The sequence below is a fragment of the Mycobacterium sp. SMC-4 genome, from assembly GCF_050205565.1.
Taxonomy (GTDB): Bacteria; Actinomycetota; Actinomycetes; order Mycobacteriales; family Mycobacteriaceae; genus Mycobacterium.
On sequence record NZ_JBNMQU010000009.1, the window covers coordinates 77,337 to 92,067 of the forward strand.

14 protein-coding genes and 2 tRNA genes are annotated in these 14,731 nt (G+C 67.8%); 12 read left to right on the forward strand and 4 right to left on the reverse strand.

The window, feature by feature from the left end:
* Positions 1 to 7: 7 nt before the first annotated feature.
* Entirely contained in the window at positions 8 to 835 is an 828-nt protein-coding gene (locus tag ACQI46_RS16790; protein ID WP_427095157.1) for a DoxX family protein, read from the forward strand.
* A 14-nt stretch (positions 836 to 849) separates the two neighbouring features.
* Here ACQI46_RS16790 and ACQI46_RS16795 read toward each other — a convergent pair whose 3' ends face one another.
* The gene (locus tag ACQI46_RS16795) at positions 850 to 1,239 is read right to left on the reverse strand and encodes a PH domain-containing protein (RefSeq protein ID WP_427095158.1); all 390 of its coding nucleotides are present in this window, start codon (positions 1,237 to 1,239) and stop codon (positions 850 to 852) included.
* Positions 1,240 to 1,487: 248 nt separating this feature from the next.
* Here ACQI46_RS16795 and ACQI46_RS16800 point away from each other — a divergent pair, with 248 nt between their 5' ends.
* From ACQI46_RS16800 to ilvC, 5 genes are all read left to right on the forward strand, one after another.
* A complete protein-coding gene (locus tag ACQI46_RS16800) occupies positions 1,488 to 1,799 on the forward strand; it encodes a hypothetical protein (protein WP_427095159.1) in 312 nt (103 codons plus the stop codon).
* A gap of 5 nt (positions 1,800 to 1,804) precedes the next feature.
* A complete protein-coding gene (locus ACQI46_RS16805; protein ID WP_427095160.1) occupies positions 1,805 to 2,137 on the forward strand; it encodes a DUF732 domain-containing protein in 333 nt (110 codons plus the stop codon).
* Between the two features lie 302 nt (positions 2,138 to 2,439).
* On the forward strand, positions 2,440 to 4,308 hold the full coding sequence (locus tag ACQI46_RS16810) for an acetolactate synthase large subunit (protein ID WP_427095161.1): 1,869 nt from the start codon (positions 2,440 to 2,442) through the stop codon (positions 4,306 to 4,308).
* Complete coding sequence (gene ilvN / locus ACQI46_RS16815; RefSeq protein WP_427095162.1) at positions 4,305 to 4,820, forward strand: acetolactate synthase small subunit; 516 nt, start codon at positions 4,305 to 4,307, stop codon at positions 4,818 to 4,820. The genes ACQI46_RS16810 and ilvN overlap by 4 nt, the downstream gene beginning before the upstream one ends.
* Before the next feature lie 43 nt (positions 4,821 to 4,863).
* Positions 4,864 to 5,865: a ketol-acid reductoisomerase gene (gene ilvC / locus ACQI46_RS16820; protein ID WP_427095332.1), complete on the forward strand. Its 1,002-nt coding sequence runs from the start codon at positions 4,864 to 4,866 to the stop codon at positions 5,863 to 5,865.
* Positions 5,866 to 5,928: 63 nt separating this feature from the next.
* Here ilvC and ACQI46_RS16825 read toward each other — a convergent pair whose 3' ends face one another.
* Positions 5,929 to 7,365: a phytoene desaturase family protein gene (locus tag ACQI46_RS16825; RefSeq protein ID WP_427095163.1), complete on the reverse strand. Its 1,437-nt coding sequence runs from the start codon at positions 7,363 to 7,365 to the stop codon at positions 5,929 to 5,931.
* Between the two features lie 82 nt (positions 7,366 to 7,447).
* On the opposite strand from ACQI46_RS16825, the gene serA reads away from it, so the two are divergent.
* Both serA and ACQI46_RS16835 read left to right on the forward strand, forming a co-directional pair.
* Positions 7,448 to 9,034, forward strand: coding sequence for a phosphoglycerate dehydrogenase (gene serA / locus ACQI46_RS16830; protein ID WP_427095164.1), 1,587 nt, complete (start codon positions 7,448 to 7,450; stop codon positions 9,032 to 9,034).
* A gap of 8 nt (positions 9,035 to 9,042) precedes the next feature.
* The gene (locus ACQI46_RS16835) at positions 9,043 to 10,053 is read left to right on the forward strand and encodes a 3-isopropylmalate dehydrogenase (RefSeq protein ID WP_427095333.1); all 1,011 of its coding nucleotides are present in this window, start codon (positions 9,043 to 9,045) and stop codon (positions 10,051 to 10,053) included.
* A gap of 5 nt (positions 10,054 to 10,058) precedes the next feature.
* Here the strand turns inward: ACQI46_RS16835 and ACQI46_RS16840 are convergent, their stop codons facing one another.
* The gene (locus ACQI46_RS16840; protein WP_427095165.1) at positions 10,059 to 11,261 is read right to left on the reverse strand and encodes an MFS transporter; all 1,203 of its coding nucleotides are present in this window, start codon (positions 11,259 to 11,261) and stop codon (positions 10,059 to 10,061) included.
* A 117-nt stretch (positions 11,262 to 11,378) separates the two neighbouring features.
* Here ACQI46_RS16840 and ACQI46_RS16845 point away from each other — a divergent pair, with 117 nt between their 5' ends.
* From ACQI46_RS16845 to ACQI46_RS16860, 4 genes are all read left to right on the forward strand, one after another.
* Positions 11,379 to 12,167 carry a fumarylacetoacetate hydrolase family protein gene (locus ACQI46_RS16845; protein ID WP_427095166.1) on the forward strand — a complete coding sequence of 263 codons (789 nt, stop codon included), beginning with the start codon at positions 11,379 to 11,381 and terminating at the stop codon, positions 12,165 to 12,167.
* Entirely contained in the window at positions 12,164 to 13,639 is a 1,476-nt protein-coding gene (gene gltX, locus ACQI46_RS16850; RefSeq protein ID WP_427095167.1) for a glutamate--tRNA ligase, read from the forward strand. The genes ACQI46_RS16845 and gltX overlap by 4 nt, the downstream gene beginning before the upstream one ends.
* 118 nt (positions 13,640 to 13,757) lie before the next feature.
* Positions 13,758 to 13,829: transfer RNA gene (locus ACQI46_RS16855), tRNA-Gln, on the forward strand.
* A gap of 64 nt (positions 13,830 to 13,893) precedes the next feature.
* Positions 13,894 to 13,966: transfer RNA gene (locus tag ACQI46_RS16860), tRNA-Glu, on the forward strand.
* A 56-nt stretch (positions 13,967 to 14,022) separates the two neighbouring features.
* On the opposite strand, the gene ACQI46_RS16865 is transcribed toward ACQI46_RS16860, so the two are convergent.
* The gene (locus ACQI46_RS16865) at positions 14,023 to 14,724 is read right to left on the reverse strand and encodes an IclR family transcriptional regulator (protein WP_427095168.1); all 702 of its coding nucleotides are present in this window, start codon (positions 14,722 to 14,724) and stop codon (positions 14,023 to 14,025) included.
* Positions 14,725 to 14,731 lie beyond the last annotated feature (7 nt).

The following is a 14,731-nucleotide window of genomic DNA, read 5'->3' on the forward strand; positions in this document are numbered from 1 at the left end:
GGCACTCGTGACCAGTCCCCACGATTCCGGACTCTGGCAGCGACCCGACGACACCAGCGGTCGCCCTGCGTCCGCTCGCCTGGTCGACCCCGAAGACGACCTGTCGGGCCCGCACTACGGCGGCGATTTCGAGACGACGGCCATTCCGCGCTACGACGTCCCCAAGCCCGCCGATCAGCCCTTCAGCTTGAGCGCCGACCCGGAACCGCTGCCGTACGTGCAGCCGGGAGCCGGGCTGGCCGCTGGGGCGTACGGCACACCGGCCACCCCCACCGAGGTGGTCGTCGACGAAAGCCGCCGGGACGGCGACCGCAGAGGCACCCAGAACCTGGGCCTGCTGCTGCTCCGCGTCGCGGTGGGGGTGCTGCTCGTCGCCCACGGCCTGCAGAAGATGTTCGGCTGGTGGGGTGGCGAGGGCATCGGCGGTTTCCGCGAATACCTCACCGAGGTGGGGTTCCGGCACGCTGACATCCTGAGCTACGTGGCCGCCGGCGGCCAGATCGTCGCGGGCGTCCTGTTGGTGATCGGGCTGTTCACCCCGGTCGCCGCGGCGGGTGCGCTGGCTTACCTGGTCACGGCGATCCTCGCCGATGCGATGGACGCCCACAATGACGCACGGCTGTCGGCGTTCTTGACCGACGGTCACGAGTACGAGGTCCTGTTGCTGTTGGTGGTCGCCGCGCTGGTGCTCGTCGGTCCGGGCCGCTACTGCGTCGACCGCGGGCGCGGATGGGCGCGACGGCCCTTCGTCGGCTCGTTCGCCGCGCTGGTGCTGGGTCTCGGCGCAGGCATCGCGATCTGGGTGCTGCTCAACGGAGCCAACCCGCTGGCCTGACCGTCAGGGTCGGCTCACACGTACGGATTGGGCACCCGGCCGCCGGAGGCCAGGGTCAACGACGGCAGCGTGTTGAATGTCACCGCCGGAAGCATGACCTCGCTGCCGTCGCGGCGACGCGCCATCGCCCACAGGGGCTTGCCGAACCGTAGTCCGTCGATGTCTTCCCAACGCAGCGTCTGGCTGCCCAACATCGTGCGAGCGGTGATGGTTTCGCGGTCGGCGACGGTGCGGTAACGCACGATCGCCACCGACAGCAGCACCGGTACCACCAGCAACACCGCGGTCCACGACGCGGTGGCCATCACCACCGACATCAGAGCCAGCGCCAGGAACAAGGGCATCAAGTGGGCCATCTGGGAGATCTTGATGACGATCGGGGCGTCCACCGTCGGTTCAGCCATGCCGCCATCATCCCACCGGCTCTGATCGGTGCCGCCACGTAGCCCGGGGCGCCGAGGGTTCTCCGTTGCCGAGGACACCGCGGACACCAACCATGCTCCGTCTGAGCGGGCGTCCTCCGAACGGATGACCTTTCAGCAAATTTGACGGATTCGCAGAAGTTGTGGTGTGCCGGTTGCTAGGACTAGTTGCGTCTGTTCATGGGGGACACGACCAATCGCAGCAAAATCGGGGGGCTGTCGTGAGAAAAATGCGATCACTACTGGTGGCCGGCGCAGTGGCCACCATGATCGGCGCGGGGGGATGGGCCGCGCCGATCGCGTCGGCCGGTCCGGCATTCACGTTGCCAGGGCCCGGCGTTTGCAACTATCCGGGTACCTCGGGTGGCTTCGGGCTCGGTGACTACAGCGTCCAGTTCTGCAACTATCCGCCGGTGCTGGCAGGGATGCACTACAAGTGTGAGTGGTTCGAAGGACGCACCTTCAACAGCGGCAACTGCAAATGGCGGTGGCCCGACAACTCGGTCGCTCCGACACCTCCGCCCGAGCAGATCTTCTGGTGAGGACGTTGACAGCTGCAGCGCTGGGAGCCGCGGCCTTGTTTCTCGCTGCCCCCGCGTCTGCCGACGATCAGGAATTCCTCAACGCGATGTCCGAGCTGGGCATCAGTTCGTATCACGGACATATCGGTGACCATGTGCGCGAGGACCGGAGCACCCTGGTGTCTGGCCAGAACATCTGCAGGAACCTTCGGAACGGCTACTCGGTGGTCGATGCACGACGTCTGCTGCTGACCAACTCCCACACCCGCCGTGCCATGGACCAGAACCCGATCACGCCCAGCCAGGTGTACGCCATGGTTGATGCGGCGCAACGGTACTTGTGTCCGGACACGCTATGAGGTGAGTGCGCACCTCCGAGTTCCACCGATCAGTTGCTGTAGCGCCGTGCCCGCCCCGGCGCTACAGCGATTTGACCTCAAGGCAGGTCGGCGGCTACCGTCGTCTGCTATGCAGACCCCGGGCATGCTCGTAGTAATTGGGTTGCGCGTTGATTCCGCGCTAGCCCCAAGTCGGGCATAGCACAACCGGATCGACGCGCAACCCTCGTACAGCCGCCGGGCTGACGGGGGTTTTTTGTTGCCCAGTACCGCACGATTCGCACGAGCAGGCCAGAGGTGGCCAGAAGGATCAAGAGGACATCGTGAGCGCACCCACGACACGGCCCCCCGAACAGTCGGCGACCCCGGCCAACGGGACTCCCAACCCGGGCACCCACAAGGTGAACCCCGGATCCGGGCACCCCAAAAAGGTTGCCCCGCAACAGCTCACCGGCGCCCAGGCGGTCGTCCGGGCCTTGGAGGAGCTGGACGTCGACGTCATCTTCGGCATCCCGGGCGGCGCGGTGCTGCCGGTGTACGACCCGCTGTTCGACTCCCAGAAGGTGCGCCACGTGCTGGTGCGCCACGAACAGGGCGGTGGCCACGCCGCCAGCGGGTACGCCCACGCCACCGGCCGGGTCGGGGTCTGCATGGCCACTTCCGGTCCCGGCGCGACCAACCTGGTGACCCCGCTGGCCGACGCCTACATGGATTCCATTCCCGTGGTGGCCATCACGGGGCAGGTCGGCCGGGGACTGATCGGCACCGACGCGTTCCAGGAAGCCGACATCTCGGGCATCACCATGCCGGTCACCAAGCACAACTTCCTGGTGCGTGACGGTGACGACATCGCCCGGGTGATCGCCGAGGCCTTCCACATCGCCGCCAGCGGTCGTCCCGGTCCGGTGCTCGTCGACATCCCCAAAGACGTGCTGCAGGGGGAGTGCACCTTCAGCTGGCCGCCGCAGTTCGAGCTGCCCGGCTACAAGCCCAACACCAAGCCGCACAACCGGCAGGTGCGTGAAGCCGCCAAGCTGATCGCCGCGGCCCGCAAGCCGGTGCTCTACGTCGGCGGCGGCGTGATCCGCGGCGAGGCCTCCGAGGAGCTGCTCGACCTGGCCGAGCTGACCGGAATCCCGGTGGTCACCACGCTGATGGCGCGCGGCGCCTTCCCGGACAGCCACCCGCAGAACCTCGGGATGCCGGGTATGCACGGCACGGTGGCCGCCGTCGCGGCGTTGCAGCGTGCCGACCTGCTGATCGCGCTGGGCACCCGGTTCGACGACCGCGTCACGGGCAAACTCGATTCGTTCGCGCCCGAGGCCAAGGTGATCCACGCCGACATCGACCCGGCCGAGATCGGCAAGAACAAGCACGCCGACGTGCCGATCGTCGGCGACGTCAAGGCCGTGATCACCGATCTGATCGAGGCCCTGCGCCGCGACGGCGCACTGGGATCGACCGATATCGCGCCGTGGATGGAGCAGCTCAAGGGCATTCAGGCCACATATCCGCTGAGCTACGGACCGCAGAGCGACGGCAGCCTCAGCCCGGAGTACGTCATCGAGACGCTGGGCAAGATGGCCGGACCCGACGCGATCTACGTGTCCGGCGTGGGTCAGCACCAGATGTGGGCCGCGCAGTTCATCTCCTACGAGAAGCCCAAGACGTGGCTCAACTCGGGCGGGCTGGGCACCATGGGTTACGCCGTCCCGGCGGCCATGGGGGCGAAGATGGGTTGCCCGGAGGCCGAGGTGTGGGCCATCGACGGTGACGGCTGCTTCCAGATGACCAACCAGGAACTGGCCACCTGTGCCATCGAGGGTGTGCCGATCAAGGTGGCGCTGATCAACAACGGCAACCTCGGCATGGTGCGTCAGTGGCAGACCTTGTTCTACGAGGAGCGCTACAGCCAGACCGACCTGGCCACCCACAGCCGGCGCATCCCCGACTTCGTCAAGCTGGCCGAAGCGCTGGGCTGCGTCGGGTTGCGGTGCGAGCGTGCCGAAGACGTCGTCGACGTCATCAAGCAGGCCCGCGCGATCAACGACCGGCCGGTGGTGGTGGAATTCGTCGTCGGAGCTGACGCGCAGGTGTGGCCTATGGTTGCTGCCGGCACCAGCAACGACGAGATCCAAGCGGCACGAGGTATCCGGCCGCTGTTCGACGACCCGGAAGAGGGCCACGCGTGAGCACCAACGAATCTCGGCGCACCCATACCCTGTCGGTGCTCGTCGAGGACAAGCCCGGCGTGCTCGCCCGCGTGGCTTCCCTGTTCTCCCGGCGCGGCTACAACATTCAGTCGCTGGCCGTGGGCGCCACCGAGCAGAAGAACCTGTCCCGGATGACGATCGTCGTCGACGTCGAAGAGTCGCCGCTGGAGCAGATCACCAAACAGCTCAACAAGCTCGTCAACGTCATCAAGATCGTCGAGCAGGAAGACGACAACGCCGTCTCCCGCGAACTGGCGCTCATCAAGGTGCGTACCGACGCCGTCACACGCGGTCAGGTCATCGAAGCGGTGAACCTGTTCCGCGCCAAGGTGGTCGACGTGTCCAACGAGTCGCTGACCATCGAGGCCACCGGGACCCCGGGCAAGCTCGAGGCGCTGCTGAGGGTGCTCGAACCCTACGGGGTCCGCGAGATCGTCCAATCCGGTGTGGTGTCGCTCTCGCGCGGCCCGCGCGGGATCACCACCAAGTGAAATCACAAGACAAGAAAGAAGATTCACGAATATGGCAGTAGAGATGTTCTATGACGACGACGCGGACCTGTCGATCATCCAGGGTCGCAAGGTCGCCGTCATCGGCTACGGCAGCCAGGGCCACGCGCACTCGCTGAGCCTGCGCGACTCCGGTGTGCAGGTGAAGGTCGGTCTCAAGGAGGGCTCCAAGTCCCGCGAGAAGGTCACCGAGCAGGGTCTGGAGGTCGACACCCCGGCCGAGGTGGCCAAGTGGGCCGACGTCATCATGCTGCTGGCGCCCGACACCGCGCAGGCCGAGATCTTCACCAACGACATCGAGCCCAACCTCACCGACGGCAACGCGCTGTTCTTCGGCCACGGCCTGAACATCCACTTCGGGCTCATCAAGCCGCCGGCCAACGTGACTGTCGGCATGGTCGCCCCCAAGGGCCCGGGCCATCTCGTGCGCCGTCAGTTCGTCGACGGCAAGGGCGTGCCCTGCCTGATCGCCGTGCACCAGGACCCCAAGGGTGAGGGTCAGGCCCTGGCGCTGTCCTACGCCGCCGCCATCGGTGGCGCGCGTGCCGGCGTCATCAAGACCGACTTCAAGGAAGAGACCGAGACCGACCTGTTCGGTGAGCAGGCCGTGTTGTGCGGCGGCACCGAGGAACTGGTCAAGGCGGGATTCGACATCATGGTCGAGGCCGGCTACGCGCCCGAGATGGCGTACTTCGAGGTGCTGCACGAGCTCAAGCTCATCGTCGACCTGATGTACGAGGGCGGCATCGCGCGGATGAACTACTCGGTGTCCGACACCGCGGAGTTCGGCGGTTACCTGTCGGGCCCGCGCGTCATCGACGAGGGCACCAAGGACCGGATGCGCGCCATCCTCAAGGACATCCAGGACGGCACCTTCGTCAAGCGGCTGGTCGCCAACGTCGAGGGTGGCAACAAGGAGCTCGAGGATCTGCGTAAGCGCAACGCCGAGCACCCGATCGAGGTCACTGGCAAGAAGCTGCGCGACCTGATGAGCTGGGTGGATCGCCCGATCACCGAAACCGCCTGACCCCCAGTCGCGGAATCGAGGTGCCGCCCGCACGCGGGCGGTACCTCCGATTCCGGGGGACCGTCAGGGAGCGAGAGCAGGCATCTGTTTGATGCCGAACTCGCGGTGCAGCACCGTGCGCGCCGCGAAATAGCCGGCCATGCCGTGCACTCCGCTGCCGGGCGGCACCGCTGACGAACACAGGTACGCCTTGTCGATGGGCGTCGACCACGGATTCCACCGCAGCGCCGGGCCGGTGAACGCGCTGAACATGTTCGCGCCGCCCACCCCGATGTCGCCGCCCACCAGATTGGCGTTGTGGTCGGACAAGTCGGCTGCGGGCACGCTGCGCACCGCCACCACCAGGTCGCGGAACCCCGGGGCGAACCGCTCGATCACACCGGTGATGGTCTCGGCTGCATCGACGGTGGACCCGGCGGGCACGTGCGCGTAGGTCCACAACGGCCGACGCCCCTGCGCGTCGATCCGGGTGGGGTCGACCAGGTGTGGCAGCGCGGCCAGGATCATCGGCCACTCAGCGTGGCGGCCGCTGTCGATCTCGCGTTCCGCGACGGCCATGTTGGCCCGGTCCCCACCCAGGTGCAGGGTCGGCGCCTGCGCCAATCGTGGGTCACGCCAAGGAATTTCGCCGGACAGCACGAAGTCGACCTTGGCGACGCCGGGTCCGTAGCGGTAGCGGCGCAGCGTTTTCGCGTACCCCGCCGGGACGTCGTCGCCGTAGATGCGCAGCAGCGCGGTGGGCGCGGTGTCGTAGAGCACCACTCCCCCCGGAGGGCTGGTGACCTCCTCGCCGACGACGACCTCGCCGCCGTGGGCGCGCAGATCGGCGGCCAACGCTTCGGGGATGGCTTGCGAACCGCCCGCCGGTATCGGCCACCCCGCGGCATGGGCCAAGGAGGCCAGCATGAGCCCGGCGCCGGCGGTCACCAGCGACGGCATACGTGAAATGGCATGCGCTGCAACGCCACTGAACAGTGCGCGGGCGTCTTCACCGGCCAGCGTGTTCCACGCCGGGCTGCCCTGGATCAGCAACCGGGGCCCGAATTGCAGCGCCGCGGTGATGCTCGGCGGGATCGACCGCTTGTCGCCGAGGATCAATCCGACGACACCGTCGGCGTTTTCGCTCAGCGGCCCGAGCAGCCGGCGCCACGAGGCGCCGTCGTCGAGTTCGGCGCACGTGCGGCCCAGATCCCGGTAGGCGACGGCCGCCGGACGGCCCGCCAGCGGATTGGCGTAGGACACCTCGGGCACGTGCAGCGTCACCCCGCGCGCCTGCAGATCGAAGGCGGCGAAGAACGGCGAGGCCAGACCGAGCGGATGCACTGCCGAACAGACGTCGTGGGCCACCCCGTCGAATTCCGGGTCGGGCAGAGTGCGGGCGCCCCCACCGAGGGTGGGCTGCGCCTCCAGCACACGCACCGAAAGACCTGCTCGTGCACAGACCACCGCGGCGGCCAAACCGTTGGGACCGCTCCCGACGACGGTGACGTCGACATCCATGGTTGGTTGGTCTCCCTGCCCTCGGTTGCAAAGGTCGTACCGCCCGCTCACCGTCGAAAGTACCGCCCTTTAGGCTGGGCGGGTGAGTCTGCCTGTTGTATTGATCGCCGACAAGCTGGCCCAATCCACGGTCGAGGCCCTGGGGGACCAGGTCGAAGTCCGCTGGGTTGACGGCCCCGACCGGGAGAAGCTGCTGGCCGCGGTAGCCGACGCCGACGCGCTGCTGGTGCGTTCGGCCACCACGGTGGACGCCGAGGTCCTGGCCGCGGCACCGAAACTCAAGATCGTCGCGCGCGCCGGCGTCGGCCTCGACAACGTCGACGTGGACGCCGCCACCGAACGTGGCGTCCTGGTGGTCAATGCGCCCACCTCGAACATCCACAGCGCCGCCGAGCATGCGCTCGCGTTGTTGTTGGCCGCGGCGCGACAGATCCCTGCCGCCGACGCGACGCTGCGTGAGCGCACCTGGAAGCGGTCCTCGTTCTCGGGCACCGAGATCTTCGGCAAGACCGTCGGGGTGGTCGGGCTGGGCCGCATCGGCCAGCTGGTAGCCCAGCGCCTGGCCGCCTTCGGCGCCCACGTCACCGCCTACGACCCGTATGTGTCCCACGCCCGCGCCGCGCAACTGGGCATCGAGCTGCTCTCCCTGGACGACCTGCTGGCCCGTGCGGACTTCATCTCGGTGCACCTGCCGAAGACCAAGGAGACCGCCGGCCTCATCGGCAAGGACGCGCTGGCCAAGACCAAACCCGGCGTGATCATCGTCAACGCCGCGCGCGGCGGGCTGATCGACGAGCAGGCGCTGGCCGACGCGATCAACAGCGGGCACGTCCGCGGCGCCGGCCTTGACGTGTTCGCGACCGAGCCGTGCACCGACAGCCCGCTGTTCGACCTTCCGCAGGTCGTGGTGACCCCGCACCTGGGCGCCTCGACCGCCGAAGCGCAGGACCGTGCGGGCACCGACGTCGCGGCCAGCGTCAAACTCGCGCTGGCCGGTGAGTTCGTGCCGGATGCGGTCAACGTCGGCGGCGGCGTCGTCGGCGAGGAGGTCGCGCCGTGGCTGGACCTGGTCCGCAAGCTGGGCCTGCTGGCCGGTGTGCTGGCCAACGAGGCGCCGGTGTCCCTGTCGGTGCGCGTGTGTGGCGAACTGGCCTCCGAGGACGTCGAGATCCTGAAGCTCTCGGCGTTGCGTGGACTGTTCTCCGCGGTCATCGAGAACCCGGTCACGTTCGTCAACGCGCCGGCGATCGCCGCGGAACGGGGCGTGGAGGCGTCGATCACCACGGCCACGGAAAGCCCGAACCACCGCAGCGTGGTCGACGTGCGCGCGGTCGGGGCCGACGGCAGCGCGGTCAACGTCGCCGGGACCCTCTCGGGTCCGCAGCTGGTCGAGAAGGTGGTCCAGATCAACGGCCGCAACTTCGACCTGCGTGCCGAGGGGGTGAACCTGATCATCAATTACGAAGACCAGCCGGGTGCGCTGGGCAAGATCGGCACGCTGCTCGGGGGCGCCGGTGTGAACATCCTTGCCGCGCAGTTGAGTCAGGACGCCGACGGCCAGGGTGCGACCATCATGTTGCGCATCGACCGTGAGGTACCCGCCGACGTGCTGGCCACCATCGGCCGCGATGTCGACGCCGTGACGCTGGAAGTGGTTGATCTGTCATGACGCAGAACCTGAAGCTGGCGGTCATCGCCGGAGACGGCATCGGTCCCGAGGTCATCGGTGAGGCACTCAAGGTGCTCGACGCCGTGCTGCCCGGGGTGGAGAAGACCGAATACGAACTGGGCGCCCGGCAGTACCACCGCACCGGCGAGGTGCTGCCCGAGTCGGTTCTCGAGGAACTGAAGGGCCACAACGCGATCCTGCTCGGCGCGATCGGTGACCCCTCGGTGCCCAGCGGCGTGCTGGAACGCGGTCTGCTGCTGCGCATCCGGTTCGAACTGGACCACCACGTCAACCTGCGGCCCGGCCGGCTCTATCCCGGCGTGGCCAGCCCGTTGGCGGGCAACCCCGAGATCGACTTCGTGGTGGTGCGTGAGGGCACCGAGGGGCCGTACACCGGCAACGGCGGCGCCATCCGCATCGACACTCCGCACGAGGTCGCCACCGAGGTCAGCGTCAACACCGCATACGGGGTGCGTCGCGTCGTCCAGGACGCGTTCGGCCGTGCGATGCAGCGACGCAAGCACCTGACGCTGGTGCACAAGAACAACGTGCTGACCTACGCCGGGTCGCTGTGGTGGCGCACGGTGCAGTCGGTCGCCGCGGAATACCCCGACGTCGAGATCGCCTACCAGCACGTCGATGCCGCGACCATCCACATGGTCACCGACCCGGGCCGGTTCGACGTCATCGTCACCGACAACCTGTTCGGCGACATCATCACCGACCTGGCCGCTGCCGTCTGCGGCGGGATCGGGCTGGCCGCGAGCGGCAACATCGATGCCACTCTGACCAATCCGTCGATGTTCGAACCGGTGCACGGCAGCGCGCCCGACATCGCCGGACAGGGCATCGCCGACCCGACCGCCGCGGTGATGTCGGTGTCGCTGTTGTTGTCCCACCTCGGTGAGATCGACAAGGCCAACCGCGTCGACGCGGCCGTCGCCGAGCACCTGGCCACCCGCGGCGAGGAGAAGATGACCACCGTGCAGATCGGCGAGCGGATCCTGAGCAGGCTGTAGACGGCTCAGCGTCGCCGCACCGGCACCGCCGGGATCGCGAGCAACGGGAACAGTGCGCACACCGCGAAAGTCACCGGGAATCCGGCGATTCCGATCAGCCCGCCGAACAATGGCGGCGCGATCCCCTGGGTGAGCAGCTGGCTGGTGTTCTGGGTGCCCAGGGCGCGGCCGCTCCAGAACGGTCCGGCGAACTCGGCGATCGCGGTGAACGCCAAACCGTTGTCGGACACGGTGACCACCGAGGCGACCATCATCACCGCCACGCTCACCGGTGAGTTCAGCCAGTCGGTCAGCGCCAGTAAGGCCATCGACACCGCAGCAGCGGCCGCGATGAGCCGGATCGGTCGCAGCCGGGAATCCAGCACGTCACCGGACCGGCGCAGCACCGCGTCGGACCACCGGCCCGCGGCGATCCGGCCGCCCGCGCCGAGGAACTGGGCAACCATCACCAGCACGCCGGCCGACTCCGGCGACCATCCGCGGTCGGCGATCAACCACACCAGCGTGAACGTCCAGATCAACACCTGCGGGACGACCAGCAGGACCGAGGTGACGTGGACCCGCCACAGCAGCGAGGAGCCGCGGTAGGGGTTGGCCAGGTCGTCCCGGGCGGCCTCGGCGCGCGGCGGCCTGGGCGGGTCGATCACCAGGACCGCGCACAGCACCGCCGCGACCGCACACACCACGGCAGGAAACAGCAGTGCCGCACCGACTCCGGAGTGCTCGGCCAGGCGGGGGATCACGAGCGCGCCGACGCCCACGCCCAGCGGCTGCGCGGTCTGACGGATACCCATCACCAGTCCGCGTCGCTGCGCGTCGAACCACCCCACCACCAGTCGTGCGCTGGCGGTGTTGCTGCTGGCCGCGGCCATGCCGCCGAGAAACAGGAACACACCGATCGTGAGCAACGAATCGGCCGCGGCCGCACCGAATCCGGCCGCGGCGGTCAGGCTCGATCCCACGGTCAGCACGATGCGTTCCCCGACCAGGTCCACGACGTAACCCCACGCGATCAACGTCACGACCATGCCGAGACTCGGCAGCGACGACACCAGACCCGCCGCCGCGAGATCCAGTCCGCGTTCGTCGTGCAGCGTCGGGATCAGGAATGCCACACCGTTGATGAACACGTTGGCGCACAGCGTCGCCAAGAGTCCCACCACCAGCATCGACCACCGCCGCAACGAACTGATGGACTGGGTGGACATCTGGCCATCGTTTCACAGCCGTCTCAGAATGCTGAATATCGATCTCAACATTCGAGACATGGGCAGCGGGGCTGCCACGCGCGCGGGCAGCGGTGACGCGAGCATTAGGCTGAATGCATGCGTCTCGGTCGAATAGCCAGCCCCGACGGGGTCGCCTTCGTCTCCATCGAGGGTCCGCCCGACGATCCCACCCAGGCGATCGCGCGGGAGATCGCCGAACATCCCTTCGGCACGCCGACGTTCACCGGCCGCCAGTGGCCGTTGGCCGACGTTCGGCTGCTCGCGCCGATTCTGGCCAGCAAGGTCGTGTGCATGGGCAAGAACTACGCGGCGCACATCGAGGAGATGGGCGGTGGCACCTTCGAGGATCCGATCATCTTCCTCAAACCCAACACCGCGATCATCGGGCCCAACACCGCGATCCAACTGCCCGCCGACGCCGACCCGGTGCACTTCGAGGGTGAACTGGCGGCCGTGATCGGGCGGCCGTGCAAGGACGTACCGGCCGCGCGGGCGGCCGAGAACATCCTCGGCTACACGATCGCCAACGACGTGTCCGCGCGTGACCAGCAGCGCAAGGACGGGCAGTGGATGCGTGCGAAGGGACACGACACGTTCTGCCCGGTCGGTCCCTGGATCGTCACCGACATCGACCCCGACGACCTGGAGATCCGCACCGAGGTCAACGGCGAGGTCAAGCAACGCAGTCGAACGTCGTTGATGATCCACGACATCGGCGCGATCATCGAGTGGGTGTCGGCGGTGATGACGCTGCTGCCGGGTGATCTGATCCTGACCGGAACGCCCGAAGGGGTCGGGCCACTCGAACACGGAGATGAAGTCAGCATCACTGTCGAGGGCATCGGAACCCTGACCAATCCTGTTGTACGCAAAGGAAAATCGTGACCGTACGGGTGAGATTCTGTCCATCGCCGACCGGCGTCCCGCATGTCGGGCTGATCCGGACCGCGCTGTTCAACTGGGCCTACGCGCGGCACACCGGTGGTGCCTTCGTGTTCCGGATCGAGGACACCGACGCCCAGCGCGACAGCGAGGAGAGCTATCTGGCGCTGCTGGACGCACTTCGGTGGCTCGGTCTGGACTGGGACGAGGGACCCGAGGTCGGCGGCCCCTACGGTCCCTACCGCCAGTCGCAACGTCGCGACCTCTACACCGACGTGATCAACCGTCTGCTGGAGGCCGGAGAGGCCTACGAGGCGTTCTCGACGGCCGAGGAGGTCGAGGCCCGACACCTGGCGGCCGGCCGTAATCCCAAGCTGGGCTACGACAATTTCGACCGCGACCTGACCGACGAGCAGCGTGCTGAGTTCCGTGCGCAGGGGCGTGCACCGGTGGTGCGGCTGCGGATGCCGGACACGGAGATGACATGGGACGACCTCGTCCGCGGCACCACGACCTTCCCGGCCGGCTCGATCCCGGACTTCGCGCTGACCCGCGGGACGGGGGAGCCGCTCTACACGCTGGTCAATCCGGTCGACGACGCGATGATGAAGATCACACACGTGTTGCGTGGCGAAGACCTCTTGCCTTCCACGCCACGCCAGTTGGCGTTGTACGCCGCGCTGACCCGCATCGGTGTCGCCGAGGCCACCCCTCGGTTCGCGCACCTGCCGTCGGTGCTCGGGGACGGCAACAAGAAGCTGTCGAAACGGGATCCGCAGTCCAACCTGTTCCTGCACCGCGACCGCGGCTTCCTTCCCGAAGGGCTGCTGAACTATCTCGCGCTGCTGGGCTGGTCCATCGCCGACGACCGTGACGTGTTCAGCGTCGAGGAGATGGTCGCCGCGTTCGATGTCTCCGACGTCAACTCCAATCCGGCGCGTTTCGACCAGAAGAAGGCCGATGCGCTCAACGCCGAGCACATCCGGTTGCTCAGCGAGGACGAGTTCTGCCGCCGGCTGTCCCGCTACTTCGCCGCGCACGGCCACGACACCGGCCTCGACGAGGCCGGATTCGCCGAGGCCTGCCGGCTGGTGCAGACCCGCATCGTCGTTCTCGGTGACGCATGGGATCTCCTCAAGTTCCTTGACGACGACGCATTCGCCCTCGACGAGAAGTCGGCGGGCAAGGAGCTGCGCGCCGCGGCGGTGCCGGTGTTGACGGCCGCGCTGGACGCCGTGGAGGCTCTCGAGCTGTGGGATGCCGCACATCTCGAGGAGGCTCTGAAAGCCGCGCTGGTGGACGGTCTCGAGCTCAAACCACGCAAGGCGTTCGGGCCGGTCCGGGTGGCCGTGACGGGATCCTCGGTGAGTCCGCCGCTGTTCGAGTCGATGGAGCTGCTCGGTCGGGAGCGCAGCATGAAGCGACTGCGAGCAGGCCGGGACCATGCGGCGGCGTCCGCGCCGGGGGAGGCGTGAAAAACCGCTCCGAAATCTTTGGTAGTCTGCTCGTCGGCCCGAGAAAAGGGCGCACCACGGCCAAGCCGCGGGGCGTCGGGCCAAAAAGGGCCTGTGACCAGCGGTGACAGGTGCTTATTGGGGTATGGTGTAATTGGCAACACAGCTGATTCTGGTTCAGCCATTCTAGGTTCGAGTCCTGGTACCCCAGCGACTGAGGTGATTAGGTCAGCACTCACACCTGAGCTATGCTGACCCACCGAAGAACAGTTCTGGCCCCCGTCGTCTAGCGGCCTAGGACGCCGCCCTCTCACGGCGGTAGCGTGGGTTCGAATCCCATCGGGGGTACGCATCGGCTCTGGACCGCAAGGTCCAGAGCCTCTTTTCTTGCGGGGGCCGATCGGTCACAGCCGGCGGGTCAACGCGTCGGCGGCAGCCACCAGGTCGGCCGCCCATCGTGCGCCCGGTCGGCGGCCCATGCGGTCGATGGGACCGGACACCGACACGGCGGCGATCACCGCGCCGCGGGCGTCGCGCACCGGAGCCGACACGCTGGCCACCCCGGGCTCGCGCTCGGCCGCGCTCTGTGCCCACCCGCGCTTGCGGACTTCGGCGAGCGTCCGATCGGTGAACATGGCCGTCGGAAGCACCGCCTGCTGAGTGACGCTGTCGGCGTACGCGAGCAGGACCTTGGCGCCCGAGCCCGCCGTCATGGGCAGCCGGGTGCCGACCGGCACCGTATCGCGCAGCCCGGCAGGCGGTTCCAGCGCGGCGACGCAGACGCGCGAGGTGCCCTCCCGGCGATACAGCTGCACGCTCTCTCCGGTCAATTCACGCAGCCGCGGGAGGACGACGGCGCCGGCGGCCAGGAGGGGATCGCGGACATGGGCGGCCAACTCGGTGACCGCGGGGCCGAGGCGCCACTGGCCGTCGGCGTCGCGGGCGAGCAACCGGTGCACTTCCAGTCCCACCGCCAGTCGGTGGGCGGTTGCACGGGGGAGATCGGTGCGTTCGCAGAGATCGGCCAACCCGCAGGGAGACTCGGCCACTGCATGCAGTACGCCGACGGCTTTGTCCAGAACGCCGATGCCGCTATCCTGTCTCATAGAGAGA

Coding starts and splice junctions, on each gene's coding strand:
- ACQI46_RS16795 (WP_427095158.1), bottom strand. CDS start 1,239: ATGGCTGAACCGACGGTGGACGCCCCGATCGTCATCAAGATCTCCCAG.
- ACQI46_RS16800 (WP_427095159.1), top strand. CDS start 1,488: ATGCGATCACTACTGGTGGCCGGCGCAGTGGCCACCATGATCGGCGCG.
- ilvC (WP_427095332.1), top strand. CDS start 4,864: ATGTTCTATGACGACGACGCGGACCTGTCGATCATCCAGGGTCGCAAG.
- ACQI46_RS16825 (WP_427095163.1), bottom strand. CDS start 7,365: ATGGATGTCGACGTCACCGTCGTCGGGAGCGGTCCCAACGGTTTGGCC.
- ACQI46_RS16840 (WP_427095165.1), bottom strand. CDS start 11,261: ATGTCCACCCAGTCCATCAGTTCGTTGCGGCGGTGGTCGATGCTGGTG.
- ACQI46_RS16845 (WP_427095166.1), top strand. CDS start 11,379: ATGCGTCTCGGTCGAATAGCCAGCCCCGACGGGGTCGCCTTCGTCTCC.
- ACQI46_RS16865 (WP_427095168.1), bottom strand. CDS start 14,724: ATGAGACAGGATAGCGGCATCGGCGTTCTGGACAAAGCCGTCGGCGTA.